Origin of the sequence: Gilliamella sp. B2772 (assembly GCF_026536985.1) — a bacterium.
GTDB lineage: Bacteria > Pseudomonadota > Gammaproteobacteria > Enterobacterales > Orbaceae > Gilliamella > Gilliamella apicola_E.
The window spans coordinates 256680-283276 of sequence record NZ_JAFNNB010000001.1 but is presented as its reverse complement, the minus strand read 5'-3'; the positions used below and the strand labels follow the sequence as shown (position 1 = coordinate 283276).

Below are 26597 nucleotides of genomic sequence, written 5' to 3'. Positions count from 1 at the left end.
AGAATGACGAGGTTTTTTTGAAAATTTTATTCCGATTATTACTCTTCAGGGGCTTGTGGCGGACGTGAACTATTCGGTTGATCATCATCAGATTTTATATTAATTGGGTCTGAAATACCCTGTTGGTTCATCTCTTCTAAAGATAAAGAACCTTCTAAAGACGAAGTTTTAATATCAGTAACTATACCCATTTCATTAAAGTAAATAGCATAATTAATTTGGCTTAATTTTCCATGTTGAGGTTGTTGACGGAAAACATAGTACCAAACATTACCACCAAAAGCTGAAGTTAACATTGGCGAGCCCATAATAAATACGACCTGATCTTTGGATTGACCAACTTGTAATAATTCAATCGCTTCTGGAGAGATATAATTACCTTGATTGATATCAGGTCTATAAACTAAACGGTCAACAAGTGAACAACCAGTTATCGATATACTAGTCACAATTGCAAGCGGAATAAGTTTGAAAAACGACATCTAAATTAATCCATTCAAATATATAATGTCGCTTATTATCGCTGATATTTTGACTAAGCGCTAGATAAAATAAAAAAAACTTTAGGTAATAGGATATAAAATGTTTGCTTATATTGATGATAATTAACAACTGTTAATATTTTACTTTTTATCTCGAATGTTAATGCTCTATAATAAAAAACTATTCTCAACAAATGACAGGTAAAAAATGAAATTAGATACAATTGAGCAAAAAGCAAGTTATGCAATTGGACTTCAAATTGGCCAACAGCTAAAAGAATCTGGCTTACATAATTTAGAGTTAAATGCATTGAAACTTGCTATGGAAGATGTGCTAAGCGGTAATCAACCGGCTTTACCTTTACAAGAATTGCATGATGCCCTTCGTCATGTTCATGAAGAAGCAGCTAAAGAAAAAGCTAAACAAGCTGAAAAAATTGCCCAAGCAGGTAAAGACTTTTTAGCTGAGAATCTAAAAAAAGATGGCATCAAATCGACTGAATCTGGTTTACAATACGAAATTATTAAACAAGGTGATGGTGCATTCCCTAAAGCAACTGACCGTGTTCGAGTCCATTATACTGGGCAGTTAATTGATGGTACGGTATTCGATAGCTCAGTTGAAAGAGGACAGCCAGCTGAATTCCCTGTCAATGGTGTGATTCGCGGTTGGGTTGAAGCATTACAATTAATGCCAGAAGGTTCAAAATGGCGTTTATATATTCCTCAAGAGTTAGCCTATGGTTCGCAAGGGGCTGGCGCTTCAATTCCTCCTTATAGTGCATTAATTTTCGATGTAGAATTATTAAAAGTACTATAAGTTTATATGGGCGCATTCGCGTCCATATTATTAAGTTCAATCGCAAATCAATTGCTTTATTTGATCTCTCAATATTTCGCAATAAAAAATGGATATACCAAGCAAGTATTATCTATAAAATAAGACAACGCTTTTTGACTAAAGTGTAAATTATCAGCAATAGGCAAAAATGCCCCCTTCAAATCAATCCTCTTAAAAATATGGTTAAAAGTGCCGTCTTATGGCATCCGTTATTACTATTTAGTTTCAACGTAGTCTCAATAAAGCATGAAATGTATATCATTTTGTTTAAGTATATAAGTTGAAAGTTTTCCGCTATAATAATTTGTTATAAATATCTGATAAAAAAGTTAAGGAAAGTTATATGGCTACAAGTATGATTCGTATCGCTATTGCTGGCGCTGGTGGAAAAATGGGGCGACAGCTTATTCAATCTGTGTCACAAATAGAAGGGGTTACATTAGGTGCAGCATTTGAAAGAGAAGGATCATCATTGATCGGTAGTGATGCTGGTGAACTTGCCGGAATTGGGGCCTGTGGAATTAAAGTGACTGATAATTTACTACAGGCAAAAGACCAATTTGATGTATTAATCGATTTTACTCGTCCTGAAGGCACACTGGCTCATTTAGCTTTTTGTACAGACAATAAAAAAATGATGATTATCGGTACAACAGGATTTGATGAAGCAGGCAAAAAAGCGATTGCAACAGCCGCTAAGCAAATTGCTATTGTATTTGCTGCAAATTTCAGCGTTGGCGTGAATTTAGTGCTCAAGTTACTTGAAAAAGCGACTAAAATTATGGGTAGTTATACTGATATCGAAATTATAGAAGCACATCATCGCCACAAAGTTGACGCACCTTCTGGCACCGCACTAGCTATGGGCGAAGCAATTGCTGATACTTTAGGCTGCGATTTAAACGACCGCGCAGTTTATTGCCGTGAAGGACATACCGGTGAAAGACCAAAAGGCGCTATTGGATTTGCAACTATTCGTGCTGGTGATATTGTTGGTGAGCATACGGCTATTTTTGCCGATATTGGCGAAAGAGTCGAAATTAGCCATAAAGCCTCAAGCCGAATGACGTTCGCCAATGGTGCAGTCCGTGCTGCATTATGGCTTGCTGAGCAACCTGAAGGACTTTATGATATGCGCGATGTGCTTAATTTAAACAATCTATAATATTGAGTATGTTAGATGAAATTTGGATGCGACGAGCATTAGAATTAGCAAAACACGCAGAATCACTAGGCGAAATTCCTGTTGGAGCGGTTATTGTTGATGAACATAACCAAATCATTGGTGAAGGTTATAACCAATCAATAATTAATCATAATCCAACTGCTCATGCGGAAATTATGGCAATAGAACAAGCCGGTCAGTATAAAAAGAATTACCGATTAGTAAATACAACTTTATATGTCACCCTTGAACCTTGTATTATGTGTGCGGGGGCAATCATTCATAGTCGCATCAAGCGTGTGGTCTATGGAGCAAGTGATTTTAAAACTGGTGCGGCAGGTTCTTACATTGATATTCTTTCCCGAACAGGAATTAATCATTATGCTCAAATCATTGGTGGCGTATTGGCTGATGAGTGTAGTTCAATGTTAAGCGCTTTTTTTCAGAAGCGCCGCCAACAAAAAAAGCAAAATAAACAATCAATCCTCAAAACAATTGAAGATTAATTTAATATTTAAAAGAAAATTCTTTTAATCATTTCTTAATTATTTGATAAAAAATTAGTTTAGTTATTCTTTTTACCTATGAAAATTGTTAAAATCTGTTCTGATTTTTTAAAAGTACACTGAGCATTATTGATGAAAAAGCACACATTAGAAACGATGATATCGGCTGAAGATATCCAAACACGAGTAAGTAAATTAGGACAACAAATTAGCCAAGATTATGCTCAAAGTCAAAACGAGCTTATATTAGTTGGTTTGTTAAGAGGTTCGTTTATTTTTATGGCTGATTTAAGCCGTGCTATTACTGTCGGGCATGAAGTTGATTTTATGACGGCTTCGAGTTATGGCAATGCGGTGGTAAGTAATAGAGATGTTAAAATATTAAAAGATTTAGATGAAGATATTCGCGATAAAGATGTGTTAATTGTCGAAGATATTATTGATACAGGTAATACGCTTAGCAAAGTGATGGCAATACTTAAGTTGCGTCATCCTCGTAGTATTGAAATTTGTACATTACTAGACAAACCATCTCGGCGTGAAGTAGCAGTACCTGTTAAATATATTGGATTTTCCATCCCTGATGAGTTTGTGGTTGGTTATGGTATCGATTATGCACAACATTACCGCCACTTACCTTATATTGGACATGTGAAATTACTTGAATCTTAAACATTATCGAGGTGTATGTGTTACGATTTTCTCGCTCATTATGCTTACTTTTAATGGTTACGACAGCATCAACTTATGCAGATATGAAGTTATCCATTAAAGGATTGTCTGGAGAGCTTGAAGAAAATGTCGACGCACGCCTTTCTTTAATTACTCCAGATAAGATTAATAATACGCCAAATTTCAAACGTTATTTTGAGAGTGAAACGCAAAAGGCACTACGTGCTTTAGGTTATTATTCCCCTACTTTTGAATATGATGAAACCGATCCTAAAGTATTATCAGTAAAAATAACTCCTGGACAACCTGTTAGAATAAAACAATTAAATATCAATCTGAATGGTGAAGGGAAACAAGATAAAGATTTTCAAGAATTAATGGCGACACAATTACCTAAAATTGGTGATGTGTTGAACCATGGCACTTATGAGAATTTCAAGAAAGGATTACAAAGCATATCGTTAAAAAAAGGGTACTTTGACGCAGATATGCCTACTCATCAATTGGCGATAGCTCAATTTGATCATCAAGCTTTTTGGAATATCGACTTTAATACAGGTAAGCGTTACAAATTTAGTAAAGTCAATTTTCCTAATGCAAAAATCCGTCAGGATTATCTTCAAAATATTGTACCGTTTAAAGAAGGTGATGAATACTCTGCTGAAGATTTATCTTTATTAAATCGCCGTCTTAGTTCAACTAACTGGTTTAATTCTGTTGTGGTTACACCAGATTTTCCTCATCTTACAGCAGATAAAGCATTACCCATTGAAGTTGCAACAACACCTAGAAAAAGAAATGCAATGGACTTAGGTTTGGGCTTTTCAACCGATAATGGTGTGCATGGTAAAATTGGTTGGAATAAACCTTGGATTAATAGCCAAGGACAGAGTTTTCAAAGTAGTTTATCCCTCTCATCGCCTGAACAGATTATTACGATGAGCTATAAAATTCCACTGAAAAAAAATCCGATTGAACAATATTATACTATTCAAGGTGGTTATAAAAAAATCGATAATAACGATACCTATTCTCGATCTTATACATTTGGCGTGCTTCGTAATTGGGATAACTTTGATGGTTGGCAAACAGCATTAGGCTTAAATATGTTGCGAGACAACTTCACCCAAGGTGATGACAGTTACAAAACTAACTTATATTATCCATCAGTTAGTATTTCGCGTGTTCGTAATGATGGTAAGTTATTGCCTATGTGGGGGGATTCTCAACGTTTTTCAATTGAAGGCGGTGCTGATGCGTTAGGATCTGATATCAATTTAGTGCGTTTTCAAACGCAACAAACTTGGATTCGTTCAATAAATCAATCTCATCGATTCATTGCTAGAGGTAATTTCGGCATTATCCAAGCCAGTAACTTTGAACGAGTTCCGCCCTCTTTCAGATTTTTTGCTGGTGGTGACCGAAGCATCCGCGGGTATAGTTACCAATCCATATCACCTAAAGATAAAAAAGGTAAATTAAAAGGCGCGTCAAAACTGATAACCGGTTCTGCTGAATATCAATACAATGTTACTGGTTCTTGGTGGGGAGCGGCATTTATTGACACTGGTGAAGCGATAGATAAAGTCGATAAAGCTAAGTTTTATACAGGTACAGGCTTAGGTATTCGATGGGCTTCACCGGTAGGCCCAATTAAGTTCGATTTAGCAACACCTCTAAACAAAAAAGATAAAGGCTCAATACATCTATATATTGGTTTGGGAAGCGAATTATAAAATGGCAAAAAATCCAAATAGAGTAAAAAAAGCTGAAAAAATAAAGCGAATCCGAAAGTGGAAAAAACGCAGTATTGTCGTGTTATCCATTTTTGTTTTTCTCATCACCTTTATTATTTTGATGATCTATACCAGTTTAGGTGTAAAACTAACAACTTACGTACTTAATAAGTTTTTACCAGAATTAAAAATTGAACAAATAGATGGCACTTTTCATAATTTACACCTTCAAGGGCTGTCATTAGAACTTCCGGGCATTGATGTTAAAGTAAAAGATGCAAAATTCAAATTGAATGGTTCATGTTTGATTCAAACCAAAATTTGTGTCAAACAGTTTGATGCTGATGGTGTAAGCGTTATTATTGATACTGACAAAATCAATCGTTCACCAGATGAACCTATTCCCGAAAAACGAGAAACAATTAGTACACCACTACCAATTGATCTTAAGCAGACCCATATCACTAATGTCAATGTAAAAGTCAATGATATGCAATTTGGCATGTCAGACTTTACAGGTAAAGCTAGATGGGTGAATGAAAAAATTTATGTTTATCCATCAGTTGCTATGGATTTATCAGCTATCTTTGCCGATACTGATGATAATAAATCAATTACTACTTCAAATGATGATTTACCATTAAATCAAAAAATTAACCAAATATTTAATCAACCTCTAATTACGTCACTACCACAAGTTAATATTCCATTAGATTTTGATGTTACTAGTTTAACCGGTAACAATTGGTTGCTACATATTGGTGGTCAAGATTACCATTTCAACCAGGTTAGTATTAAAACGGATATGATTAATAATCATATTATTGTAAAACAAGTTGAAACTGATGCTATAACACCATATGCCAATGGACATGCTTTTGTATCAGGACAGATTACCTTAGGTGATGATTGGCCTATTTTTGCTTTAGTGAATGTGGATACTGAAAGTAATCATCTCAATGGAGAGTTTTCAGGAAAATTATTAGGTCAATTGTCCACTTACACCAATATTAACGGATTGAATCAAATTACTATTGATGGGCAAATTAACTTTATTGAGAAATATTTACCATTAATGGCTAAAATCAATGGTAAACATATTCAATGGCCAATTGAAGGTAAGCCACAATATCAGTTTAATAATTTTGATATCGCATTAGATGGAAATACCGAAAAATATAATATGCTAGCCAAAGGCGATATTAAAGGTGAAGGTTTACCTGATACCAGTTTAGACGTTGTTGGTAATGGAACAAATCAATCAGCATCCTTTGATCATGCTAATATTAAATTACCTCAAGGTAGCATTAATATTACAGGTTATTTAGATTGGCAAAAAGCTTTAAAATGGGATACTAATATAAAATTAGATAATGTTGATCTTACTAAAGAATTACCTGTCTACCCTATTCGTTTAGCCGGACAATTAAAAACCACAGGGGCATTCGATGAAAATTCATGGCAATTAAATATACCGGATATGCAGTTAAAAGGTAATATAAAACAAGCAAACTTTTCAGCTAATGGTAATTTGTTTGCCGATTCTAACCACGCTATATCAGCCAATAACCTTGAAATGGTTTGGGGTAAAAACCAAATTAACATCAATGGTTCTACAGATAAGGGAAATTTGACTGCGCAACTTAATTTAAGTGCTTTATCATTACTGGCTGATAATCTCAATGGTGCTGTTGTAGGTAATATTAAAATGACAGGAAATAGTGCTTCTCCTGTTATTAACACGAACTTAAATATTAACGCATTAAGTTATGAAACTATTTCGATAGCCAAGGCAAACCTAACTGGCAAAGTTCAATATACCAATCAATTTAGTGGTCAATTGAATCTAGTTGGTCAAAATATCGATATTACAAGTGAAAGTATCAAAAAAGCTAACATAGAACTTTCAGGTAATGAAGCTCATCACACATTAACCATCAATCTTGATGGTAGCCCTCTTTCCATGACAACTTCTTTAACAGGTGAACTTGATAAAGAACGTATTATATGGACTGGAAATATACCACGTAGTTTAATAACATTAGATGATAAGAGCCGTTGGCAATTAACCAAGCCGATCAGTCTTTCTTATGATATCACTAAAGAAATTCCAACTATTGGCGCTCATTGTTGGCGTGATAATATTTCAAGTATCTGTTTAGATAAATCATTTTCTATTGCGCCAAATAATGAAACATCAATTACATTAAAAGATATTGATCTGGCTAAGTTACCTATTCCAAATGATGGTGAAACTAAAATTGATGGTTTCATAAATGGAAAGGCAAATATTAAATTTGATGATTCAAGCAAAATTCCAAGTATCAAAGCAAATATAACTAGTAATAAAGTTTATGTTAAACAAATGATCACTAATCAAGCTTTGCCGATTCCATTTGATTTATTCAATATCAATGCAGAATTTAATGAGCAACAAGCTAAGCTAGATTGGCGTTTTAGTTTAAATAAATTAGGAAAGATCACTGGTGATTTATTAATTAAAGATCCTACCGCCAAAAAAGAGTTAAGTGGTCAATTGAATATTGACAATTTGGCATTAGCGATTGTGAATCCGTTATTAAGTAAAGATGAATATGCCAAAGGCGCTATCAATGGTAATATCAAATTTTCTGGCTCATTAATGGACCCAATCTTAAATGGTGGCATCAATTTAAGACATAGTGATATTAAGACTTATCAATTACCAATTGATGTAAAATCCGCTATGGTTGATATTAAATTTAATGGTAAATCATCAACATTAAAAGGTGTATTAGTTACTAAATCTGGAAATATCAATATTAATGGCCAAGCTAGTTGGAATAACTTTGAAAAATGGCAAGCTAATATAACTGTAAATGGTGCCGCTATGGAGGTTACTGTACCGCCAATGATTGTTATGTCTGTCATTCCAAACATTAAGATCGAGGCAACGCAAGATGAACTAACGGTACTTGGTAAAGTTTCAATTCCAAAAGGTAAAATTACGGTTGATTCACTTCCGCCTTCAAGTATTGATGTTTCTCCTGATGAAGTAATGTTGGATAGGAACTATAAACAAATTCAACCACAAAACTTTGGTATGAAAATTAATAGTCATATCGAAATCAATATTGGTGATAACGTCACGGTCGATGCATTTGGATTAAAAGCATCATTAAAAGGGAAATTGATCGCTACACAGACTAATAAAGGGTTAGATTTACATGGTGAAATTCTTATTCCTAATGGTCGATTCCATGCCTATGGACAGGATTTAATTATCCACAAAGGAGTTGTCACTTTTTCAGGACCAACCGATCAAGCTATCTTAGACATAGAAGCAATAAGAAATCCTGACTCAATGGATAATAGCAATATTACAGCAGGGATTCGTGTTAAAGGATCTACAGAAGATCCTAAGATCGAAATATTTTCTGATCCAGCTATGTCACAACAAGAAGCACTTTCTTATTTAATTCGAGGTCAAGGTCTTGATAGCTCCGATCAGAGTGACAACGATATGATGACGGCATTTTTAGTCGGTGTTGGGACAGCAAAAACAGGAAAATTCATTGGTGATATAGGTAATGCTTTTGGAATTAAAAATCTAACTTTAGATACTCAAGGAGCAGGCAATAATTCAAAAGTGGTAGTGAGTGGCTATATTTTACCTAATCTACAATTAAAATATGGTGTAGGTATTTTTGACTCATTAGCAACATTTACCTTACGATATAGACTTTTACCAAATTTATACGTGGAAGCTGCTTCTGGTCTAGCACAAACTTTAGATCTTATTTATCAATTTGAATTTAATTAATTTCAAACATCTAATTTAGTTTGTCAAAATTGGCAAACTAAATTAAGATTTACTACCAATAAGCATTTCTCGCTTAACCCCAAACCCCTTATGTTTTTTGACATTAAAACCTGCATTGATTAAATTACGCCGAACAAAGCCTGCTGCAGTAAAAGTAGCAAAAGAACCTCCATCATTCGTTAAGTCATAACACTTTTTAAAAAGCGATTCCGACCACATTTCAGGATTCTTTGCAGGTGAAAAACCATCAAAAAACCAAACATCAATCAAACGATGTTGTTGTTTTAAAAACTTTGGATAGTGAGTGATATCGTCATAACAAATAACTAAATGAGTATCATCTAAAACAATACTTTGAGACTCGTTTAAAGAATCTCTTAATTGTTTGGCTAGTAAACTCAAAGAATCATTACTGTTGATTATTTTACTATGAACTTTTGACATTTCTTTTTCAGATAAAGGATATTTTTCAACACTAAAAAAATCCAATCTTTTAAGGGGACTATTAGGTTTTTTCTCTCTAAATTGTTTGAACATTTGCCAAGCAATTAAAAAACTTAGACCTGTACCAAAACCTGTTTCTGCTATAGTGAAGCTTTCGCGCTGATGTTGCAAAAAACGCTCATATAAACTATTTCCTTCAATGAACACATAACGAGTTTCATCGATTGCGCCGTTGGTATTAAAATAGATATCATCAAAATAACGAGAAATTGGGGTTTGATTTTCATCCCAAATGATTGTTGATTCGTGCATAAACATCCTTCAAAGCGATATTTAACAAACTGTATATTCTTATAGATTACGTATATAATACGCCAAGTTAACTTATGAGGTAAATTATGGTTTTTCTTTTTCGCTTAATCATCGTGTTATTTATTGGTATTTTAACTTGTGTACTAGGCGTTATTTTTTGCTTATTCAATCCTCGCAACCCCAAAAATGTGGCTCGATTTGCCCATCTTTTCAGCTTTTTCTTTAAACCAATATTAGGAGTAAAAGTTGATACTCGTAAATACCCCGAAATTGAAAATTTAGGTAGCTGTGTTTTTATTGCTAATCACCAAAATAATTATGATATGGTTGTCGCTGCTGATATTGTACAGCCTAAAACAGTTACAGTAGGCAAAAAAAGTCTTGCTTTGATTCCATTCTTTGGTCAACTTTATTACCTTACAGGAAATATTTTGATTGATCGTAACAATAAATCAAAAGCTCGTGATACGATTAATTTGGTCGTTAAAGAAATAAAAAAACGTGGTATATCAATTTGGATGTTTCCTGAAGGAACCCGTAGTAAAGGGCGAGGTTTGTTACCCTTTAAAACAGGCGCATTTAAAGCAGCTATTGCAGCTGGAGTCCCTATTGTGCCAATTTGTGTATCGGATACGAATAACATTAACCTAAATCGCCTCAATAATGGTCATATGATTGTCGAAATGCTCTCGCCTATTGAGACAAAAAATTTACGTAAAGAAGATGCAAGAACTTTGATGGAACAATGTTATCAACAAATGTCAGAAAAAATAGCTCAGATTAATTTAGAAGTAACTAAATTAAATAATAAATAACCACTATGACAGTTAACGATCGTAATTTTGATGATATTAGCCATATATTTGCCAAAAATATTTATGGTACAACTAAAGGCAAAATCCGAGAAGCTATTGTTTGGCAAGAACTTGAAAACATATTAGCCAAATATCCTAAACCTATCAACATCCTTGACGCTGGTGGTGGTCAAGGACAAATAGCGTGTAGACTTGCCAAATTAGGACACAATATAACTGTTTGTGATATTTCCAAACAAATGCTGGATTTAGCTAGCCATCAAGCGCAGCAAGAAAATTTAACCTTAAACTTTATTCATTGTTCAATTCAAAATCTTGATAAGTTTATCGATCAACCTTTTGATCTTGTGATTTGCCATGCTGTATTAGAGTGGGTAGCTGATCCTGTACAGATAATCCAATCTTTAAAAAGACATCTAAAAAAAGAGGGTTATTTATCTTTAATGTTTTATAACTATCATGGACTATTATTTAAAACGGTGACATTAGGTAACTTTGGATATACTCAATCAGGACTTGCTAAACGCAAAAAGAAAACCTTATCGCCTGATTATCCTCGTGATCCAAATCAAGTGTATCAATGGCTAATTGAACAAAGTTTTGAGATTACGAATAAAACAGGAATCCGAGTCTTTCATGACTATTTAACTAATAAGTCAAAAGCAGAAACTCATTTTGATCAGTTATTAGAAATTGAAAAACAATACTGCCAAAGCGAACCTTATATTAACTTAGCTAGATATATTTTAGTTACTGCAAAATTATTAAATTAAGATTTTGAGATAGCGTAATCCCTTATCAGATGCTTTAAATATAATGGAACAACACAAGCCAAGACCAATAACAGTTTTACCGGTACTTGATGTTAATGAAAAATTCATAGGTATGATTCACATAACTGATATATACCATTAAATCGTGTCATTTTTTATCATAAATTCATTAGCAACAAAACTAAGATGTAGAAATGAATACTCGAAAATTTGCCAATAAATCGTTATTATATTATTTTTACTAGTTAAAGGTTGTGATTATGATTGTTGTTACTGGCGGTGCTGGGTTTATTGGAAGTAATATCGTTAAAGGATTAAATGATCTAGGGCACAAAGATATTTTAGTGGTAGATGATTTAACTGATGGTACTAAATTTTCGAATTTAGCTGATTTAGATATTGCTGATTATAAGGATAAAGATGAATTTATAGCAGAAATAATATCTGGCGAAAATCTTGATATTGAAGTTATTTTCCATCAAGGTGCTTGTTCATCCACAACAGAATGGGATGGCAAATTTATGATGGAAAATAATTATAATTATTCTAAGGATTTGCTCCATTATTGTTTAGATTTTGATATTCCTTTTTTATATGCATCCTCAGCTGCCACTTATGGTGGTCGGAGCGATAATTTTATTGAAGAGCGTTCCTATGAAAAACCATTAAATGTTTATGGTTATTCAAAATTCTTATTCGACCAATATGTCCGTGAAATATTACCACAAGCAAATTCACAAATTTGTGGATTTCGTTATTTTAATGTTTATGGTCCACGGGAAAACCATAAAGGTAGCATGGCTAGCGTCGCATTCCATTTAAATGAACAAATCAATAAAGGGGAAAAACCTAAATTATTTACTGGAAGTGATAATTTTAGACGTGATTTTATTTATGTTGGAGATGTCGTTGAGGTAAACTTATGGTTCTGGAAAAATAATGTTTCTGGCATCTTTAATTGTGGAACTGGACGAGCTGAATCTTTCCAATCAGTAGCAGATGCAGTTTTAAATTATCATCAAAAAGGTGAAATTGATTATATTCCTTTCCCAGAACACCTGAAAGGACGTTACCAAAGCTTTACTCAAGCTGATTTGACTAAATTTAGAAAAACAGGATGTCCAATTGAGTTTAAAACAGTTGCACAAGGTACAACTGAATATATGAAATGGTTAAACGAGCAATAAGAGGAACTACAATGAAAACCCTGATTATTGGTCCATCTTGGGTTGGTGACATGATGATGTCCCAAAGTTTATATCGCACTTTAAAGCATCTAGAGCCAACTATTGAAATTGATGTAATGGCACCTGCTTGGTGCCGTGCTTTATTGAATAAAATGCCTGAAGTCAATCAATCAATTGCTATGCCAATTAATCATGGGGAGTTTGCATTAACTAAACGTTACCAGCTAGGAAAAGAATTACGTCAATACGACCAAGCAATCATTTTACCTAACTCATTTAAATCAGCACTGATTCCTTTCTTTGCTAAAATTCCTAAACGCACTGGCTGGAAGGGTGAGATGCGTTATGGTTTATTAAATGATATGCGCATACTTGATAAAAAAGCTTTTCCATTAATGGTCGAACGTTATGTCGCCCTTGCCTACCCTAAACAAGATATCCATTCAGCAAAAGATATTCCTCAACCAATTTTATGGCCAAAACTGAGTGTTGAAAAGGATGAGGTTGAGCAAGCATTATCAAACTTTAATATTCCTACAGATGTTCCTTTAATTGGATTTTGTCCTGGCGCTGAATTTGGCCCTGCTAAACGTTGGCCTGATTATCACTATGCTGCATTGGCTGATTTGATAGTAAAACAACATGCTAAAATTATTATCTTTGGTTCAGAAAAAGATAAAGCTGTTGGTGAACAGATTATTGCCAAAATGGCGCATGGTGATCAGTGTATTAATCTTGCTGGCCAAACAAAATTAGAACAAGCGATCAACTTGATTGCGGCATGTAAAGCAATTGTCACTAATGATTCAGGCTTAATGCATGTTGCAGCTGCACTTGATAAGCCTTTAGTTGCACTTTATGGACCAAGTAGCCCTGATTTTACTCCCCCATTATCAAATAAAGCAGAAGTCATTAGACTCATTACTGGCTACCACCGAATCCGTAAAGGTGATAGTGAGCAAGGTTATCATCAAAGTCTAATTGATATAAAACCCGATCATGTTTTTGAAACATTGATGAAACTTATCGTTCGCTGTGAAAAGAGTAATTAATTATGCGTGTATTGGTTGTTAAAACTTCATCAATGGGTGATGTGTTGCATACTTTACCGGCTTTAACAGATGCCGCCAACAATCTACCAAATATTACATTTGATTGGGTAGTTGAAGAAAACTTTTCACAGATTCCAAGTTGGCATTTTGCTGTAGATGAAGTTATCCCAGTTGCAATAAGGCGTTGGCGAAAAAATTGGTTTGCTAAAACGGTTCGTCAAGAACGCCACCAATTTATAGAACATTTAAGACGACAACAGTATGATTGCATCATTGATGCTCAAGGTTTAATAAAAAGCGCATTTTTAATTACTCGTAAAGCGCGAGGTATTAAGCATGGCTTAGATCGACAAAGCATCAAAGAACCCATCGCTAGTTGGTTTTATGATGTTAAACATCATGTCCCTAAACAGATGCATGCCATAGAACGTGTTCGGATGCTGTTTGCTAAAAGTCTTAATTACTTGCAACCTGATTCAATCGGTGATTATGCTATTGCTCGTCATTTCTTAACTGCATTACCTGATGATAACCAGAAATATTTAGTATTCCTTCATGCTACTACTCGCGAAGAAAAGCACTGGACAGAAGGAGCATGGCGAGAATTAATTAAATTAATTCAACCAACAGGACTAAGGATTAAACTACCATGGGGAGCTCCTCATGAGCAAGAACGGGCTTTACGCTTAGCACAAGGATTTAATCACGTTGAAGTATTACCAAAGCTTTCTCTTAACGAAATCGCAACGGTTATTGCGGGTTCAAAAACTGTAGTGTCAGTAGATACAGGATTAAGCCATTTAACAGCGGCACTAGATCGTCCTAATATAACTTTATTTGGAAAAACCGATCCAAACCTAATTGGAGGATATGGCAAAAACCAACATAGCATCATTTCAAAAGATAAAACGATGCAATCAATCACATCCAATGAAGTTTATCAAATGTTAACTGCGTTTATTTAAATTGTATTTGAGTTTCAATAGATAGGAAGATAATAATATGAACAAATATCATGAGCTAATTCGTGAAAGATATGCTCAAATTGGCAGTAATGATTTAGGTTATATTGAAGATGCGTTAGGTGCGGTAATGATGGTACTTAATGAAGTAGTCGATAATCAACTAGTACCGCAAGATCTAAGAGATAAAGCCGCATACGCTGCAGCTAATCTCTTAATAAGTGATTATGATGTTAAATAACGGTCGGAAGATTGATTATAAAACGTGTAGACAGATCATCTGATTCAACATAAATATGACCTTTATGTGTATCGATAATCGATTTTACAATAGCCAAACCAATTCCGGTACCTGAGCTATCTTTGTTATTTCGATGACGCGATTCATCAACTCGATAAAAGCGGTCAAAAAGATGAGGTAAATGACGACTTTCAATCTTTTTTCCAGGGTTAGAGATGATAATTTGAATTCGTTTTTGTGTAAGTTGACCCAATTTAATCTTAATTGTTTGATTTTCAGGGGTATAACGAATCGCATTGGAGATGATATTACTTATCGCCCGCCCTAACATCATTTTATCACCTTGAATATGAGAACAATTACCTTCAAGTTCAAAAGTAATATTTTTCTCATCAGTCAAAGGTTCAAAATATTCACACATTAAACTAATCATCGAATGTAAATCTATATCGATAAGATTAGGTACTAGCTGATGATTATCGGCTTGTGCTAAAAAAAGCATATCCGATATCATCTGAGACATTTTTTCATACTCTTCTAAATTAGAATATAAAATTTCTCGGTACTCTTCTGTAGAGCGCGCATTATTTAAAACAATTTGCGTTTGTGTCGTTAGATTTGTGATTGGTGTTCGCATTTCATGGGCAATATCTGCGGTAAAATTGCGTTGTCGTTCAAAGACATCTTCCATTCGATGAAGCATATTATTAAACGCCTTAACCAAACTCACATATTTTACAGGAACCGAAGCTGTTGAAATACGATAATTTAAGCTTTTCATATTAATTCGTTCAATTTTTTTAATTAAACGATTAATTGGTTTTTGTGTGTAATAAATGGAAATTAACGATCCAATCAATGCTAACACACAAGAAATAGCAATTAGTAAACCTAATCCATTTCTCAATCGATTAATAAATTCAAGCTGTAAATTGCGCGCTACTGCAACTATTGTCGTATATTGACGCCCTTCATCCAGTAGAACTCGGGAAGCACCGATACGATAAGATGATTTATCGATATTCCAAATCGCCGTACTATTTTCGGTAATCAATCGTTCAAAATCTTCTTGTGATAAAGCAATAGATAAATTAGGACCACGAGTGCGATACACAATTTTTCCTGAATCATCAATGATATAAACAAATAGATGATGATGACCGGTCAAGATGAGTAGTAGATTTTGAAAGAATTCATCTCGATTTTCATCAGGTGAATAATAGGTAAGTTCTCGTTCGATTGAGGTAATAACTGAATTCAATTCCGAAACATTTTGCTGAATTGAAATTTTTTCAAACGTATGCTCAATAAGGTAGCTAAAACAATAAAGTAGCCCGCAGGTTAGCAGGCATACGATAAGTGGTATACGAAACGATATGATGTTACTCTGCTTCATCCAAGACATCTAATTTATATCCCATTCCACGGACTGTATGAATTAATTTAGGTTCAAAATCGGCATCGATCTTGTTCCTCAATCGCCTAATTGCTACATCAATTACATTGGTATCGCTGTCAAAATTCATATCCCATACTTGTGAAGCAATAAGGGATCTTGGTAAAACTTCTCCGGGATAACGTAAAAAATATTCTAGTAATAAAAATTCTTTATTCGTTAAATCAATTCTTTTATCACCTCGGGTTACTGTTCGTTTAGGTAAGTCCATAATTAAATCAGCAATGCTTAATTGATAATTATTGACTTGTGGAACGTTTCGTCTTAATAAGGATTTAATTCTTGCTAACAATTCAGCGAAAGAAAAAGGTTTAACTAAATAGTCGTCTGCGCCTAAATTGAGTCCTTTCACTTTATCTTCAACACTTCCCATTGCAGTAAGTAAAATAATTTGAGTATCTTTCCCTGCTTCACGCAAAGACTGTACAATTTTCCAACCCACAATATCAGGTAGCATTACATCAAGAATAATCAGATCATAATCTTCAGTCATTGCTCGATGATAACCATCGAGTCCGTTATCAGTAAGATCTACAATAAATCCTGATTCAACTAAACCTTGACGAAGATATTCACCGGTTTTTTGTTCATCTTCAACAACTAACAATTTCATATTGAATATTCCTTAATGTTTTATCAGGTTATCGAAATTGCATAATGCAGTTATAGGATATATTAGGAAGTCAAATGACATCATGACATTTCAGTGACTATTTTGTAATTTTTCAGTCATTAAAACGTCTGTTTAGGTTTGCTATAGTAGCACCACAATGATTCATGAGGCTAGACAGTATTGTTTCATTGTTTTATTTCCTTTCATCCATTCCTTGCAATTTAATGCAGCCCTAGTTTATCTAGGGTTTTTTTTTGCTTTTTAAACCACTTAATATGAAATAATTGGAATAAAACAGTTAATTTGGCATAAAATTTATCTTATTTAAACCAGATTAACCGTTTTTGAATATTATTGATATTCCTTTTTACGTAATACAATACCTGTTTCAATATGATCAGTATAAGGAAATTGGTCAAACATAGCAAAATGTTCTATATAATGCGTTTGAGTAAGTTGTTGCAAATTATCTTTTAAAGTATAAGGATTACATGAAATATAGACAATTCGATCATAACTTTGAATGATATTAATCGTTTTATCGTCTAATCCCGCTCGAGGAGGATCTACCAACACAGTTTGACAATGATAATCTTCTAAATTAATACCATTTAATCGATTAAAATCCCTCTCTTTCCTAATGGCAGAAGTAAACTCCTCAGCAGATAATCTCACAATAATTAAATTATCAATATTATTGATTTTGATATTATGTTGTGCTGAATAGACGGAAGCTTTTGCAATCTCAGTTGCTAAAACTTTATTAAAATTTTGAGCCAATGCAATAGAGAAATTACCGTTACCACAATAAAACTCTAGAAGATCACCTTTAGACTCTTTAGTTACCGAAACAGCCCATTCCAACATTTTTATATTGATAGCCGCATTAGGTTGAGTAAAACTGTTTTCAACTTGTCGATATTTAAAAGTCTTATCAAATATTGGTAAAACCTCATCAACATAATCGGCATCAATGGCAATTTTTTGATTACTTGCTCGACCAACCAGATTAGTATTAATCTCTAGTTCAGCTAATTGTTGTTTTAAACGCTCAGCAGCAATTATCCATTCGTCACCTAATTTTTTATGATACAAAAGTGTTATTAATAACTGCCCACTAAGTGTAGAGAAATAATCAATTTGAAAAAGCTTATGACGTAAATTATCGTTGTATTGAATTAAAGGTAAAATTGACTGCATTGCCTTGTTAATCAGTTTTGAGGCAATAGGAAAACTATCTATTCTGACTCTTTTCTTCTTATCATACATTATATGATAAAGCTCATCACCATTATGCCAAATTCTAAATTCAGCACGCATTCGATAATGACTAATAGGTGAAGAATAAGTCACTAACTCGGGTAATTGAAAATCAGATAATATCGTTTTTAAATTGATTATTTTATTTTGTAACTGCTGGTTATATTTATCGTTCGAAAAAGATTCTGTCATATTTATAATTCGACCATCAATTTTGATAAAGAGTGAATAGTATTTTATAATTTCTAAAAATCATAATTCTATCATAATCCCCAGCTTATGATAAGCTCATACGCCAGTAGTTGCCTATCAAATAAAGCGTCTGCAATTAAAACAATTTTTACTTTCATATAATATGATTGGTTGCTGATAAAGATTGTAGTTATAGCGATTGCCGTTATAATGTGGGGCAAAATGATAGATTAGAAGAGCACTATGACAACGCAAACTTTCTCTGATTTACAGTTAGATGATATTTTAATTGAAAATCTGCAAGCGCAAAACATTAACGAACCCACAGTAATACAAGCACAAACTGTCCCTGTAGCCCTAGACGGTAAAGATGTTCTAGGATCAGCCCCGACAGGAACCGGTAAAACATTGGCATTTTTAATTCCAGCGGTACAACATCTGCTTGATTTTCCACGTCGAAAACCTGGACCTCCAAGAATATTAATCTTAACCCCCACTCGAGAATTAGCTATGCAAATAGCTGAACAGGCAAAACTACTTACCAAGTCAACACACTTGAGTATAGCCACGATTACAGGTGGAGTTGCTTATATGAATCATGCCGAAGTTTTCAGCAAAAATCAGGATATAGTCATTGCAACAACCGGACGTCTATTACAATACATTAAAGAAGAAAACTTTGATTGTCGTGCAGTTGAAATGCTAATTTTGGATGAAGCCGATCGCATGTTAGATATGGGGTTTGCTCAAGACGTTGAAACCATTTCAGCTGAAACGCGCTGGCGTAAACAAACATTATTATTTTCAGCAACGTTAGAAGGTGAAGGTTTACATAGTTTTGCTAATCGAATTCTTAACGAACCTGTTGAAATCAATGCTGATCCTTCCCGAAAAGAACGAAAGAAGATTTTACAATTTTATTATCGTGCTGATGATTTAACACATAAAGTCGCATTGCTAACTCACTTATTAAAGCAGAAAGAAGTTAAAAAAACTATCGTCTTTGTTCGTAAACGTGAACGTGTACATGAATTGGTTTCACTGCTGCATCAAGCTGGAATTCATAGTTGTTATTTAGAAGGAGAAATGGTTCAAGCCAAACGTAACGAAGCCATTAAACGGATGAATAACAATACGGTCAACGTACTGGTAGCAACTGATGTTGCTGCTAGAGGGATAGATATTAACGATATTACCCATGTTATCAATTTTGATGCACCTAAAACGGCTGATGTTTATTTACATCGAATTGGTCGAACCGCTAGAGCAGGGAAAAAAGGTACAGCAATTATGTTGATTGAGGCACACGATAATGAGTTATTACAAAAAATTGAACGTTATATTCGTGAGCCTATCAAATTAAGAACAATTGATGAACTACGCCCAAAAACCAAAGCACCTAAACCAGTAACAAAAAAGAAACCCTCGCAAAAAGCTAAACAAAAAAATGCGGCTAAAAAGCAAGAAGAGACTAAAAAGAAAAAGTTAAAACAACGTCATCGAGATATTAAAAATAAGGGAAAACCCAATAAAATGATAACTAAAACCGAATAATAGTTTATTTACCATAGGTTAAACTTATGAAATCAATTGCTGATAACAACTTGGCGTATTGGCTAAGATTGATATAATAAAACGCATATTCAGTATATACATTAGCTACACAAGGAAAAAATTTTATGACATTAGTCACTCGTAAAGCGCCAGATTTTACTTCAGCGGCAGTACTAGGTACTGGCGAAATTGTAAATAATTTTAATTTAGCTGAGCATATTAAAGGTAAATATGCCGTAGTATTTTTCTGGCCTATGGACTTCACTTTTGTATGCCCATCAGAAATTATTGCATTCGATCACCGTTTAGAAGAGTTCAAAAAACGTGGTGTTGAAGTAATTGGTGTCTCAATGGACTCAGAATATGTTCATAATGCATGGCGTAATACACCACAAGATAAAGGTGGTATCGGAGAAGTGAAATTCCCTATCGTTGCCGATATAAAACATAGCATTATGCAATCTTATGGTGTTGAACATCCTGAAGCAGGTGTTGCTCTTCGTGCATCATTTTTTATCGATAAATCAGGCGTTGTTCGTCATGAAACAATTAATGATTTACCAATCGGTCGTAATATTGATGAAATGCTGCGTATTGTTGATGCTTTCCAATTCCATGAAGAACATGGCGAAGTTTGTCCTGCACAATGGACAAAAGGAAAGCAAGGAATGCAAGCAAATCCAAATGGCGTTGCTAGCTACTTAAAACAACACGCTAATGAAATCTAAGTTGAGAAACATGCTATTATAATTAGCTTAGAAATATTTTAAAAACGCAAACCGGAGTACAACTCCGGTTTTTTTATGTTCAAACGCGAACTACAGTCAGATAACGTTCAAATAGTATTTAAGTTATTATCAACGCAATATGTTTATATTAATGCCCGCTAACATTTGAAAATAGGTTAATAATAACCACACCAAATATAATAAAGCCCATACCAATTAATGCTGCTAGATCTAAAGATTGCTTCATAAAAATCCAAGCTATCAAACTGATAATAATAATCCCGATCCCCGACCAAATCGCATAAGCAATACCGACAGGAATAGTTTTTAAGGCCAATGAAAGAACATAAAATGACGCGCTATAACCAATAATAGTAATTATTGAATACATTAAATGCGTAAAACCGTTAGAAAGTTTTAATGAAGAAGTTGCAATCACTTCACAAATAATTGCAATAAAAAGTAATAGATATGAATTCATATTATGACTCATAAGTTAGTTGAAATAAAAAATGAAGACTCGCCATAAATCTTAGTGTGATCTATACAAACTCAGTAAACACACAATTCAGGAAAAAATAGAATAAATGCAGGGGTATGAGGGATCAGAAAAGAGCTATTAAAAAAATACTTATTAAACATATAACGTTTATTATCCACTCAACACCTTGATGTAATATACCACTCCTCAATAATAAAGTAAAAAATTAAAAGAAAACGGATTACTTTTTAGTATATTACTTTTCGAGTGATGAGTCCCTTAAAGTCATTATCAATTTTCATTGATTTATACATTTGATTCAGAACTTTTTATAAATTACGCTAAACGATTAAATATGTTAATCAGCACGACAATTGCTCACTATTTTTGATAAAATAAAAAATACCCTATTAAAAGATTTCGGTAGTCGATTCAATCTCAAACATTGAAAAAATTGTTCAAGTTCGATTAAATACCGCACTTCAATTAGCATTCAATACTCTTATCTTATCAGCATCATCTCAAAAAATATTCAGCTATTAAGTAAACACAAAATGCTTAATAATGAAATAATTAAGCTAACAATGATAAATCCAATTAAAAATTTACCAACTTTATAATAAAACCTATTTGTCTCATTTTCTCGCTTCTTTCTATTGAAACAAAGCAAAAGAATACCTATGAGAAGAATTGGTAAATAGATATACCAAAAATAAAACGGTGCAACTATTAACAGAATTAGAATTACTTGGCCTGTAGTTAGTGAAAACATTTGGAATTTCTATACTTAAATAATTATAACGTGCTATTAAGAATCATAACAAATCTATGATTCAACTTCATAGAAGAGAAATAGTATATGTAACGCCTTAATAAATCAATAATTATTTTCCAAGATGTGGGATAATAGTATTGGATGAATCTGGTGAATGGTGGGTTGTGAGGGGATCGAACCCGCGACCAATTGATTAAGAGTCAACTGCTCTACCGACTGAGCTAACAACCCATTTAGTTAGTTGGGATATTCTATATAACTTTATATTCTAATGCAAATCCTCTATTCTCAAATTAATATAATTGTCAGAATGAAAACTCATTTACAACTAAACGGTAACATGTAAACCAACGATACCGATAATAATCACACTCAGACCAAATATTCGAGTGAAATTCTTCGGTTCATTGAAGATAAGCATATTAGCCAAAACCGCACCTGAAGTACCTAGCCCTACCCACACTGGATAAACTATACTTAAATCCAGATACTTGAGTGAAAAATAAAATAGTATAAATGAAACAAAAAAACCGCCCCAATAAAACATTAATCGCAACAAGCTTTTTTGTTGCGAGTATAGCTTAAGACCTATAGCGCCAATAACTTCGAAAATTGCAGCAGTTAAAATAAATAACCATCCCATATCTCAATCCAAATTTTAGTTAATTAGCTATCAGCTCGTTTTAATTGCACAACACCAATGATAATTAAAGCTACAAAAAATATTTCAATCAGTTTAATTTGTTTGCCAAATACAACCATATCAATCAGTAATGAGCCAATCGCGCCAACACCAGAAAATATTGCATAGACAGTACCTGTAGGAATAGTCTTACATGCATTAGTTAAAAACGTAAAATCAACAATAATGACTAATACAACAATCACCCAATGCCACCACTGGCTCGCAGTAGTAAAACCAAATACCCAACACAATTCAAAAAAGCAGGTGAGAACAACAAATACCCACTCTTTATTCCTGCTGTACATAATGACCTCATTATTTTTTTATTTTTTGTTTATATTGCTTAATTTTATTATTTCATTAATGTGCTTAATGAAAACAAAAGACGGTTCGCAAACTAAAACATTTGCCACCTAAAGATTATGATGTTTATGCAGAGAAACAGTTCAACCTTATATATAATATCGATAGTTTCTGAAACACTTTAATGCTATTTCTTACTATTTATTAACAATTCTATAATGACGGATGAAAAATGGCAAGCCTAGAATTATTGATAATTGTATGCTTTTAAATAACTTTCTCAAAAATTGAGAGAAAATCCGAAATAAAATTAATCCATTTAACTTAAATCAATTACCAAAAATGATAACTTAATATAGCTTAGATCCTATCCTTAATCCCAGCAAATGATCAATCTTACTCAACGCGTAATTGACGAATAAAATCTATCTAATTTTAAAAAAAAATTGAGGAAAGGGGTTTTTTTTCAATTAAATCAATATAGAATACGTCGCTTAGTATTTTAATTCATTTTAAATCAAAATAATTCAAGTACTTTAAGTGTAACTTATTTAATATTTATATTAGAAAATAAGTCAGATAAATCAAAAAGGAATAGACAATGTCAAATAAATCGGACAATGAGTTTAAAGTCGGAATAAAGGCCTATGTGTCACTAGTTGTTGCCATACTGTTTTTTTCCGGGCTATTTTATAACGTGGATGGAAAAGCTTGGTTAGGTGCATTTGATTTTACCAGCTTAAGTGGTAAATTTGGTACGATGCTTCACCCTGAAAAAAATACTTTTGTTGGTGAAGGTGGAAATAGCGCCAGAGCCGGCTTTATTTTTGCCTTATCACTAATACCGACAGTTATGCTTGCGTTAGGTGTTTTAGAAATTTTTACCCATTACGGTACAATTCGTGCAGCTCACAAACTATTAACTCCCCTTCTTAAACCTATTTTAGGGGTTCCTGGTAAAACGGGCCTTGCGTTAATTACTGATTTACAAAGTACTGACGCTGGAGCCGTATTAACTAAAGAGTTGTATGATGAAAAACAGATCAGTAAAAAAGATCTTATCATTATCAGCGCCTGGCAATATTCAGGAGCGGGCTTAATTAATAACTACTTTTCTATTGGTTCTGCGCTTTTTGCTTCAATGACTGTCGCAATATTTACACCATTGGTCATTATGATTGTATTGAAATTCGTTGGTGCAATTTTAGTACGCATGATTTTAAATTCAGTTTATAAAAAGGATTTTATCAATGAATAACTCAACCAATCAAAAACAGACTAACAATCCATTAGATATTTTCGTTATTGGTGCTCGCAAAGGCTTCAATATTGCAATAAACAATTTAATGCCTAACATTATTATGGCATTTGTTATCACGGAAATATTAAAAAGATTAGGTTTGATGCAATTAATCGGTGAAGTATTTGCACCCGTTATGGGGCTATTTGGTTTGCCGGGTGAAGCTATAACGGTATTGTTGACCGCTTGGTTATCAGCTTCAGCAGGAACGGGTGTTGCTGTAAATTTAATTTCTGGCGGTATTTTAAGTGGTGTTGATATCACGATCTTAGCACCAGCTATTTTCTTAATGGGCTCACAATTACAATATATGGGACGTTTATTGGGTGTTGCTGATGTACCTAAAAAATATTGGCCACTATTAATGCTTAACAGTATAGTTAATGCTTTAATTGCGATGATCATCATGCGATTTATAGTGTGATAAAGGAGATATCTATGTCTAATGTACTTGAACATTACCACTATTTACATCAAATTCCTGAGTTGGGTTTTGAAGAATTTAAAACCTCAGCCTATATCGCGGATAAACTTGAAGCTGCTGGCTATAAAGTAGCACGAAACATTAACAATACCACAGGAATTGTTGCTGAATATGACAGTGGAAAGCCCGGTCCAGTGTTAGCATTACGAGCTGATATGGATGCTCTAGGTCATATCATTGAAGGTGAACACTGTGCGAGACACACTTGTGGACATGACGGTCACTCATCAATGTTATTAACTGCAGCCCAAGAACTCATTAAAGAAGGTAATATAAAAAAAGGAAAATTAAAGCTAATTTTTCAACCTGCTGAAGAGTTAGGTTCAGGTGCTTTAGCCATGATAGAAGGCGGTGCTATTGACGATGTTGATATGATCATTGGCTTACATGTACGTCCTAAAGATGAATGCCCAAAAGGCTGTGCATCAGCTGCCATGTTTTATTCAGCCTCAACGACAGTTGAAGTAAATATCCATGGTATTCCTGCTCATGGTGCAAGACCACATTTAGGCGTAAATGCATTAGATGCTGCAACTATGGCAATTCAAGCTGTGAATACTATTCACCTAGCGCCCAGCTTAACTTATAGCGTGAAAGCCACGCGTTGTATATGTGATGCGGGTGTAACGAATGCTATTCCATCAGAGGCCTATGTTTGTTGGGATTTAAGAGCCCCAACTAATCCTGCTATGGATGATTTAAAAGCAAAAACACTTAAAGCAATCGAACTCAGCGTTGCATCAATTGGTGCTAAAGCTGATATCAAAGTATCAAAAGAGATACCAGCAGCTGAAATTGATGATGAAGTCACAAAAATTATTGCTGAATCTATTATAGATGTGCTTGGCAAAGATGGATTAAAAGATCCTATTTTTACCCCAGGTGGAGAAGATTTCTTCAATTATCCTCGTGAAAGAGATGTAAAATCAGGTTTTTGGGGATTGGGTGTTGATTTAACACCAGGTCTACATCATCCAGATATGACTTTTGATACATCGGCATTAGAAAATGGTGTAAAAATCACTAAAACTTGTGCTTTAAAAGTTTTGGGTTAAGTAAATTATTCCGCCGAATATTTCGGCGGTTTCTTGAAAGACTTATAATGATTTACGATAGGCCACAATATCATCAATTGTAACTACTGGTAACTGATGCTTTTTAGCAAATTCGATAACTTGTGGTGCTCTAGCCATTGTTCCATCATCATTCGTTAATTCACAAATTACAGCGGCTGGTTTAAAGCCTGCTAATGAAACTAAATCTACAGAGGCTTCTGTATGACCTCGACGACTCAAGACGCCATTCTCTTTTGCGACTAATGGAAAGACATGGCCTGGATGATTTAAATCACTTGGTTTTGCATTATCTGCAATCGCAGCTTTTACCGTAGTGACTCTGTCCGCAGCCGATACGCCAGTTGTTACGCCTTTCGCAGCTTCAATAGTAATAGTAAAAGCGGTCTGGTTTTTACTGGTGTTGTTAGCAACCATCATTGGTAACTCTAATTTATCGCAATAGGATTGTGGCATACATAGGCAAACTATACCACTTCCATATCGAATCGTTAGCGCCATTTGTTGTGTTGTAATTGTTTGTGCTGCCCAAATAATATCGCCTTCGTTTTCGCGATCTTCATCATCTAGCACTAATACGCCAGATCCAGCTTTGATTGAAGCGATTGCTTTTTTGACACGCTCGATGGGTGTTCCGAATTCATTTAAGTTAAACTGATTCATGGTAAATACCTATCCTGTTTTATTAAACTAATTATATTTA

General features: G+C 33.9%; 26 protein-coding genes, 1 tRNA gene and 1 pseudogene. 18 read left to right on the top strand and 10 right to left on the bottom strand.

What is annotated here, in order from left to right; translation table 11 throughout:
- Nucleotides 1–38: 38 nt before the first annotated feature.
- Complete coding sequence (bamE, locus tag J3T98_RS01270) at nt 39–482, bottom strand: outer membrane protein assembly factor BamE (protein ID WP_065563231.1); 444 nt, start codon at nt 480–482, stop codon at nt 39–41.
- A 208-nt stretch (nt 483–690) separates the two neighbouring features.
- Between bamE and J3T98_RS01265 the strand changes: the two genes are divergently transcribed.
- The 6 genes from J3T98_RS01265 (at nt 691) to J3T98_RS01240 (ending at nt 9204) form a co-directional block, all read left to right on the top strand.
- Nucleotides 691–1302 carry an FKBP-type peptidyl-prolyl cis-trans isomerase gene (locus J3T98_RS01265; RefSeq protein WP_220224823.1) on the top strand — a complete coding sequence of 204 codons (612 nt, stop codon included), beginning with the start codon at nt 691–693 and terminating at the stop codon, nt 1300–1302.
- 364 nt (nt 1303–1666) lie between these two features.
- A complete protein-coding gene (dapB, locus tag J3T98_RS01260) occupies nt 1667–2488 on the top strand; it encodes a 4-hydroxy-tetrahydrodipicolinate reductase (protein WP_267353440.1) in 822 nt (273 codons plus the stop codon).
- Nucleotides 2489–2496: 8 nt separating this feature from the next.
- Nucleotides 2497–2994: a tRNA adenosine(34) deaminase TadA gene (gene tadA / locus J3T98_RS01255; RefSeq protein WP_065563228.1), complete on the top strand. Its 498-nt coding sequence runs from the start codon at nt 2497–2499 to the stop codon at nt 2992–2994.
- 132 nt (nt 2995–3126) lie between these two features.
- The gene (gene hpt / locus J3T98_RS01250; protein WP_065563227.1) at nt 3127–3666 is read left to right on the top strand and encodes a hypoxanthine phosphoribosyltransferase; all 540 of its coding nucleotides are present in this window, start codon (nt 3127–3129) and stop codon (nt 3664–3666) included.
- A 17-nt stretch (nt 3667–3683) separates the two neighbouring features.
- A complete protein-coding gene (locus J3T98_RS01245; RefSeq protein ID WP_324123921.1) occupies nt 3684–5402 on the top strand; it encodes an autotransporter assembly complex family protein in 1719 nt (572 codons plus the stop codon).
- Between the two features lies 1 nt (nt 5403).
- Nucleotides 5404–9204 carry a translocation/assembly module TamB domain-containing protein gene (locus J3T98_RS01240; protein WP_267361936.1) on the top strand — a complete coding sequence of 1267 codons (3801 nt, stop codon included), beginning with the start codon at nt 5404–5406 and terminating at the stop codon, nt 9202–9204.
- Between the two features lie 42 nt (nt 9205–9246).
- Here the strand turns inward: J3T98_RS01240 and mnmD are convergent, their stop codons facing one another.
- On the bottom strand, nt 9247–9960 hold the full coding sequence (gene mnmD, locus J3T98_RS01235) for a tRNA (5-methylaminomethyl-2-thiouridine)(34)-methyltransferase MnmD (protein ID WP_267361935.1): 714 nt from the start codon (nt 9958–9960) through the stop codon (nt 9247–9249).
- 86 nt (nt 9961–10046) lie between these two features.
- On the opposite strand from mnmD, the gene J3T98_RS01230 reads away from it, so the two are divergent.
- The 7 genes and pseudogenes from J3T98_RS01230 (at nt 10047) to J3T98_RS01205 (ending at nt 14990) form a co-directional block, all read left to right on the top strand.
- The gene (locus tag J3T98_RS01230) at nt 10047–10775 is read left to right on the top strand and encodes a 1-acylglycerol-3-phosphate O-acyltransferase (protein ID WP_267361934.1); all 729 of its coding nucleotides are present in this window, start codon (nt 10047–10049) and stop codon (nt 10773–10775) included.
- 5 nt (nt 10776–10780) lie between these two features.
- Entirely contained in the window at nt 10781–11548 is a 768-nt protein-coding gene (locus tag J3T98_RS01225; protein WP_267361933.1) for a methyltransferase domain-containing protein, read from the top strand.
- A 31-nt stretch (nt 11549–11579) separates the two neighbouring features.
- Nucleotides 11580–11690 (top strand): annotated as a pseudogene (locus J3T98_RS11180) (CBS domain-containing protein); the annotation flags it as partial.
- Nucleotides 11691–11808: 118 nt separating this feature from the next.
- Nucleotides 11809–12735 carry an ADP-glyceromanno-heptose 6-epimerase gene (gene rfaD / locus J3T98_RS01220; protein ID WP_267356888.1) on the top strand — a complete coding sequence of 309 codons (927 nt, stop codon included), beginning with the start codon at nt 11809–11811 and terminating at the stop codon, nt 12733–12735.
- An 11-nt stretch (nt 12736–12746) separates the two neighbouring features.
- Entirely contained in the window at nt 12747–13787 is a 1041-nt protein-coding gene (gene rfaF / locus J3T98_RS01215) for an ADP-heptose--LPS heptosyltransferase RfaF (RefSeq protein WP_267361932.1), read from the top strand.
- A gap of 2 nt (nt 13788–13789) precedes the next feature.
- On the top strand, nt 13790–14752 hold the full coding sequence (gene rfaC, locus J3T98_RS01210) for a lipopolysaccharide heptosyltransferase RfaC (RefSeq protein WP_267361931.1): 963 nt from the start codon (nt 13790–13792) through the stop codon (nt 14750–14752).
- 37 nt (nt 14753–14789) lie between these two features.
- Nucleotides 14790–14990: a YaeP family protein gene (locus J3T98_RS01205; RefSeq protein ID WP_267361930.1), complete on the top strand. Its 201-nt coding sequence runs from the start codon at nt 14790–14792 to the stop codon at nt 14988–14990.
- Here J3T98_RS01205 and J3T98_RS01200 read toward each other — a convergent pair.
- The 3 genes from J3T98_RS01200 to trmA all read right to left on the bottom strand — a co-directional run bounded on the left by J3T98_RS01200 (nt 14983) and on the right by trmA (nt 18511).
- Nucleotides 14983–16386 carry a heavy metal sensor histidine kinase gene (locus J3T98_RS01200; protein ID WP_065734474.1) on the bottom strand — a complete coding sequence of 468 codons (1404 nt, stop codon included), beginning with the start codon at nt 16384–16386 and terminating at the stop codon, nt 14983–14985. The genes J3T98_RS01205 and J3T98_RS01200 overlap by 8 nt on opposite strands.
- Nucleotides 16373–17059 (bottom strand): heavy metal response regulator transcription factor, encoded by a 687-nt coding sequence (locus tag J3T98_RS01195; protein WP_065563213.1) that lies wholly within the window; start codon nt 17057–17059, stop codon nt 16373–16375. Before J3T98_RS01195 ends, J3T98_RS01200 begins: the two co-directional genes overlap by 14 nt.
- A 351-nt stretch (nt 17060–17410) precedes the next feature.
- Entirely contained in the window at nt 17411–18511 is a 1101-nt protein-coding gene (gene trmA, locus J3T98_RS01190; RefSeq protein WP_267361929.1) for a tRNA (uridine(54)-C5)-methyltransferase TrmA, read from the bottom strand.
- Nucleotides 18512–18754: 243 nt separating this feature from the next.
- On the opposite strand from trmA, the gene srmB reads away from it, so the two are divergent.
- The gene (gene srmB / locus J3T98_RS01185; protein WP_267356891.1) at nt 18755–20065 is read left to right on the top strand and encodes an ATP-dependent RNA helicase SrmB; all 1311 of its coding nucleotides are present in this window, start codon (nt 18755–18757) and stop codon (nt 20063–20065) included.
- A gap of 125 nt (nt 20066–20190) precedes the next feature.
- A complete protein-coding gene (locus J3T98_RS01180; RefSeq protein WP_065563210.1) occupies nt 20191–20793 on the top strand; it encodes a peroxiredoxin C in 603 nt (200 codons plus the stop codon).
- A 148-nt stretch (nt 20794–20941) separates the two neighbouring features.
- Here J3T98_RS01180 and J3T98_RS01175 read toward each other — a convergent pair whose 3' ends face one another.
- The 4 genes from J3T98_RS01175 to J3T98_RS01160 all read right to left on the bottom strand — a co-directional run bounded on the left by J3T98_RS01175 (nt 20942) and on the right by J3T98_RS01160 (nt 23039).
- Entirely contained in the window at nt 20942–21274 is a 333-nt protein-coding gene (locus J3T98_RS01175; RefSeq protein ID WP_065563209.1) for a DMT family transporter, read from the bottom strand.
- Between the two features lie 930 nt (nt 21275–22204).
- Nucleotides 22205–22280 (bottom strand) — tRNA-Lys (locus J3T98_RS01170).
- A gap of 97 nt (nt 22281–22377) precedes the next feature.
- Nucleotides 22378–22692 carry a DMT family transporter gene (locus J3T98_RS01165; RefSeq protein ID WP_065563283.1) on the bottom strand — a complete coding sequence of 105 codons (315 nt, stop codon included), beginning with the start codon at nt 22690–22692 and terminating at the stop codon, nt 22378–22380.
- Nucleotides 22693–22715: 23 nt separating this feature from the next.
- Nucleotides 22716–23039, bottom strand: coding sequence for a DMT family transporter (locus J3T98_RS01160; RefSeq protein ID WP_065734479.1), 324 nt, complete (start codon nt 23037–23039; stop codon nt 22716–22718).
- Nucleotides 23040–23638: 599 nt separating this feature from the next.
- Here J3T98_RS01160 and J3T98_RS01155 point away from each other — a divergent pair.
- Genes J3T98_RS01155 through J3T98_RS01145 form a run of 3 tightly spaced genes read left to right on the top strand, consistent with a single transcriptional unit; the run spans nt 23639 to nt 25876 of the window.
- Nucleotides 23639–24295 (top strand): nucleoside recognition domain-containing protein, encoded by a 657-nt coding sequence (locus J3T98_RS01155; protein WP_065734480.1) that lies wholly within the window; start codon nt 23639–23641, stop codon nt 24293–24295.
- Nucleotides 24288–24761, top strand: coding sequence for a YjiG family protein (locus J3T98_RS01150; protein WP_065563280.1), 474 nt, complete (start codon nt 24288–24290; stop codon nt 24759–24761). Before J3T98_RS01155 ends, J3T98_RS01150 begins: the two co-directional genes overlap by 8 nt.
- 14 nt (nt 24762–24775) lie before the next feature.
- Nucleotides 24776–25876 (top strand): M20 peptidase aminoacylase family protein, encoded by a 1101-nt coding sequence (locus tag J3T98_RS01145; protein WP_267356892.1) that lies wholly within the window; start codon nt 24776–24778, stop codon nt 25874–25876.
- A gap of 42 nt (nt 25877–25918) precedes the next feature.
- Here J3T98_RS01145 and ribB read toward each other — a convergent pair whose 3' ends face one another.
- Nucleotides 25919–26557 (bottom strand): 3,4-dihydroxy-2-butanone-4-phosphate synthase, encoded by a 639-nt coding sequence (ribB, locus tag J3T98_RS01140; protein WP_267361928.1) that lies wholly within the window; start codon nt 26555–26557, stop codon nt 25919–25921.
- Nucleotides 26558–26597 lie beyond the last annotated feature (40 nt).

Bases quoted from the DNA above. Each gene is read 5' to 3' on its own strand.
- J3T98_RS01205 (WP_267361930.1), top strand. From the start codon at position 14,790: ATGAACAAATATCATGAGCTAATTCGTGAAAGATATGCTCAAATTGGC.
- J3T98_RS01265 (WP_220224823.1), top strand. From the start codon at position 691: ATGAAATTAGATACAATTGAGCAAAAAGCAAGTTATGCAATTGGACTT.
- rfaF (WP_267361932.1), top strand. From the start codon at position 12,747: ATGAAAACCCTGATTATTGGTCCATCTTGGGTTGGTGACATGATGATG.
- J3T98_RS01160 (WP_065734479.1), bottom strand. From the start codon at position 23,039: ATGTACAGCAGGAATAAAGAGTGGGTATTTGTTGTTCTCACCTGCTTT.
- J3T98_RS01180 (WP_065563210.1), top strand. From the start codon at position 20,191: ATGACATTAGTCACTCGTAAAGCGCCAGATTTTACTTCAGCGGCAGTA.
- ribB (WP_267361928.1), bottom strand. From the start codon at position 26,557: ATGAATCAGTTTAACTTAAATGAATTCGGAACACCCATCGAGCGTGTC.
- J3T98_RS01175 (WP_065563209.1), bottom strand. From the start codon at position 21,274: ATGAATTCATATCTATTACTTTTTATTGCAATTATTTGTGAAGTGATT.
- J3T98_RS01225 (WP_267361933.1), top strand. From the start codon at position 10,781: ATGACAGTTAACGATCGTAATTTTGATGATATTAGCCATATATTTGCC.
- J3T98_RS01145 (WP_267356892.1), top strand. From the start codon at position 24,776: ATGTCTAATGTACTTGAACATTACCACTATTTACATCAAATTCCTGAG.
- trmA (WP_267361929.1), bottom strand. From the start codon at position 18,511: ATGACAGAATCTTTTTCGAACGATAAATATAACCAGCAGTTACAAAAT.
- rfaC (WP_267361931.1), top strand. From the start codon at position 13,790: ATGCGTGTATTGGTTGTTAAAACTTCATCAATGGGTGATGTGTTGCAT.
- J3T98_RS01150 (WP_065563280.1), top strand. From the start codon at position 24,288: ATGAATAACTCAACCAATCAAAAACAGACTAACAATCCATTAGATATT.
- J3T98_RS01240 (WP_267361936.1), top strand. From the start codon at position 5,404: ATGGCAAAAAATCCAAATAGAGTAAAAAAAGCTGAAAAAATAAAGCGA.
- J3T98_RS01195 (WP_065563213.1), bottom strand. From the start codon at position 17,059: ATGAAATTGTTAGTTGTTGAAGATGAACAAAAAACCGGTGAATATCTT.
- J3T98_RS01165 (WP_065563283.1), bottom strand. From the start codon at position 22,692: ATGGGATGGTTATTTATTTTAACTGCTGCAATTTTCGAAGTTATTGGC.
- J3T98_RS01155 (WP_065734480.1), top strand. From the start codon at position 23,639: ATGTCAAATAAATCGGACAATGAGTTTAAAGTCGGAATAAAGGCCTAT.
- hpt (WP_065563227.1), top strand. From the start codon at position 3,127: ATGAAAAAGCACACATTAGAAACGATGATATCGGCTGAAGATATCCAA.
- bamE (WP_065563231.1), bottom strand. From the start codon at position 482: ATGTCGTTTTTCAAACTTATTCCGCTTGCAATTGTGACTAGTATATCG.
- J3T98_RS01230 (WP_267361934.1), top strand. From the start codon at position 10,047: ATGGTTTTTCTTTTTCGCTTAATCATCGTGTTATTTATTGGTATTTTA.
- rfaD (WP_267356888.1), top strand. From the start codon at position 11,809: ATGATTGTTGTTACTGGCGGTGCTGGGTTTATTGGAAGTAATATCGTT.
- srmB (WP_267356891.1), top strand. From the start codon at position 18,755: ATGACAACGCAAACTTTCTCTGATTTACAGTTAGATGATATTTTAATT.
- dapB (WP_267353440.1), top strand. From the start codon at position 1,667: ATGGCTACAAGTATGATTCGTATCGCTATTGCTGGCGCTGGTGGAAAA.
- J3T98_RS01200 (WP_065734474.1), bottom strand. From the start codon at position 16,386: ATGAAGCAGAGTAACATCATATCGTTTCGTATACCACTTATCGTATGC.
- tadA (WP_065563228.1), top strand. From the start codon at position 2,497: ATGTTAGATGAAATTTGGATGCGACGAGCATTAGAATTAGCAAAACAC.
- mnmD (WP_267361935.1), bottom strand. From the start codon at position 9,960: ATGCACGAATCAACAATCATTTGGGATGAAAATCAAACCCCAATTTCT.